Source organism: Streptomyces globisporus, assembly GCF_003501885.1.
Classification (GTDB): domain Bacteria; phylum Actinomycetota; class Actinomycetes; order Streptomycetales; family Streptomycetaceae; genus Streptomyces; species Streptomyces globisporus_D.
On record NZ_QWFA01000015.1, the window covers coordinates 1 to 3182 of the forward strand.

Consider the following 3182-nt stretch of genomic DNA (forward strand, 5'->3'; position numbering starts at 1 on the left):
CTCGGTGAGATCGAGAACACCCTCACCCAGCACGAAGCGGTGCGCCAGGGAGTAGTCCTCGCGCGTGAATCCGGGGACACCCGTGCGCTGGTCGCCTATGTGCATCCGACGCCGGAATGGTTCGACTCCGCCGCCAGGGAACAGAACGCCCACCTGCTTGACCAGTGGCAGCGCGTCTTCGAGGACCAGTACACCGGCTCCCAGGACGAGCACACCCCGGACGACCTCAACCTGGCCGGCTGGGACAGCTCCTACACCGGCGAGCCCATTCCCCGGGCAGAGATGCGCGAGTGGATCGACGGTACGGTCCAGCGCATCGAGGAACTGCGGCCGACGCGCCTGCTCGAGATCGGCTGCGGCACCGGACTGCTGCTCTTCCGGTACGCGGAACTCTGCGAGTCCGTACACGCCCTGGACCTTTCGCCCTCGGCGCTCAGCGATGTCCGACGCGGTGTGTCACAGCGTGGCTGGACGCACGTGACCCTGGAACACGGCGACGCCCTTTCGGTGGCGGATCTGGCCGAAGGCACCTTCGACACGATCGTGCTCAACTCGGTCGCGCAGTACTTCCCGAACCGGCTCTACCTGGAGGACGCCATCTCCCGGATGCTGCCGCTTCTGGAGGACGGCGGTCGCATCCTCATCGGCGACGTCCGCAACCTGGATCTGCTGCCTGCCCACCTCGGTGCGGTCGAACGCAGCCGCAGCGACGTCGGTACCACGGCCGGAGAGCTTTCCCGGCAGGTGCGCTACCGGCGTCGGCAGGAGAGCGAACTACTCCTCAGCCCCACCTACTTCGCCCAGCTGCCCGAACGGTTCTCCGTGCTCGGCGCCGTCGACATCGTGGCCAAGCGCGGGGTGGGCGACAACGAGATGACGGCCTACCGCTACGACGTGATCCTCACCAAGGGGACCGCCACGCCCACCGAGCCCCTTCCGTGGCTGGAGGCCGGGACACCGCAGCGCCTACGGGACCTCCTGGACGAGGGCGGCACCGCTGACCGGTTCGGCGTCAGCGGCCTGCGCAACCCCCGCATCGCCGACGACGTGCGTATCAGCGACGGACTGGCGCGCTGGTCGCCCGCTCATGAGGTGGAGCCACTGCCGAAGGGCAGCCGCCTGACGGCCCGGGCCGCGGAGGAGGTACGGGAGCTGGAAGCCGTACTGCTCCACGCCGAAACGCTCGGCTACCAGGTGGCGGCAACCTGGTCGCAGGACCGGCCCGACGCCCTGGACCTCGTGTTCGGAAAGGGCGGACTGCCCCGGGTGCGGGCCCGCGCCCCCTACCGCGCACAACACCTGGCCAACTTCCCGCGCATCGGTGACCTGGGGCCGTCGATGGCCCGGACGCTGAAGGAGCACCTGTCCGCGCGGCTGCCGAGCTACATGGTTCCCGGTGTGTTCGTGCTCCTCGAAGACCTTCCCGTCACCCCCAACGGCAAGGTCGACAAGCGGGCGTTGCCCGCTCCCGACGAGGACGCCGTGGCCAAGGAGGCGTACATCGCGCCGCGCACCGGTGCGGAACGGATTCTCTGCCGGATCCTCGGAGAGATGCTCGGGCTCAGCCGGGTCGGGATCGCTGACACCTTCTTCGCCCTCGGCGGACACTCCCTGCTCGCCGTCCGGCTCAACCTGCGGGTGAAGCAGGAGACGGGTACGGAGCTGCCGCTCCAGCTGATTCTCACCGGTGCCACCGTGGCGGACATGGCCGCGGCGATCGAGACGGAGCCGGCCGCCGCGGAAGTCGTGCCGCTCGTGCCCGCCGTACCCTCCCGAGACGGTGAGGAGGCACCGCTCTCCCTGCAACAGCGGGATCTGTGGTTCCTCAACCACCCCCAGCACCTGGAGGCTTCCTGGGACAACGCCCAGCTGGCGTACCGGCTCGAAGGCCGGCTGGATCGCGAGGCCTTCGGGCGAGCCGTCCGAGCCCTCGCCGAGCGGCATCCGGTGCTGCGCACCGGCTACGTCCACCGCGACGGCACCCTCACCCAGCGGGTGAACGACGCCTCGGGCTTCGAGATGAAGGTTTCCGCGCCGATCTCCGGGGACGCGGCGCTCAGGGAGTGGCTCGCGCAGGAGCGGACGCGCCCGTTCGCGCCGGACGGCCGGCACATGGTCCGGATCCATCTGGTGCCGGTGGCGGACGACGAGCACGTCTTCGTCCTCACCAGGCCGTGGGGCGTCTTCGACGGGTGGTCGCTGACCATCGTCCTGCCCGAGCTCATGGCCCTGTACCGGGCGCTGGTCCGCGGAACGGAAGCGGTCCTGCCGCCGCTGCCGCTGCGGTACGCCGACTTCGCCCGCTGGCAGCGGCGCGTCGTCGGCGCCGGGGAACTCGACCGTCAGCTCGCCTACTGGCGAGGGCAACTGGACGGTCTGCCCGCCCTCCTGTCGCTGCACACCGACCGCCCTCGGGGGCCGGTGCAGTCCTACCGGGGGGCCAAGGTGGGCATCGACGCTCCGATGGAGGTGCTCACCCGGCTCCAGCAGCTCAGCCAGGAGAGCGGCGGCACGCTGTACATGACCCTGCTGGCGGCGTTCGCCGTGCTGGTGGGCCGATACTCGGACGACCAGGAGCTGGCGATCGGCACTCCTGTCACCAATCGGCCCAAGGCCGAGCTGGAACCGCTCGTCGGCTACTTCGTCAACACGCTGGTGATCCGGCTGGACGTGACCCCGGACCGCGGGTTCTCCGACTTGCTGAAGCAGACCAGGCACGTCACGGCCGAGGCGCACGAGTGCAAGGACCTGCCCTTCGTCGACCTGGCCAGGGAGCTTGTCCCGAACCCCGATCCGGCGTACTCCCCCTTGTTCCAGGTGATGTTCAATCTCGTCCCGATGCCACGGCTGACGGCGGACGAGGACGGCCTGGACGACGGCCTTGCGACAGAGCCGGTGGAGGCGGACCCGGGCCCGGCGAAGTACGACCTCAACCTGACGGTGCGGGAGACGGACGCCGGCCTGGTGGGCCACCTGGAGTACAGCACCGACCTGTTCACCGAGGAGACGGCGGCGCGCATGGCGCGTTCCTACGAGCGGCTGCTCCGGGAGATAGCGGCCGATCCCGATGCGGACCTGACCCGGTTGCGGGCGCGGTCGAACGGCGCCGCATGACGAACCACGCGCCGGACCACTCACAGCGCCCGCGGCAGCGACAGGGCCAGCACAAGAAGGAGCCAGCC

1 protein-coding gene is annotated in these 3182 nt (G+C 69.8%); it reads left to right on the plus strand.

Annotation, left to right across the window (positions count from 1 at the left end):
• On the plus strand, positions 1-3114 hold a 3114-nt coding region (locus D3105_RS04760; protein WP_118900289.1), incomplete at its 5' end, for a condensation domain-containing protein.
• Positions 3115-3182 lie beyond the last annotated feature (68 nt).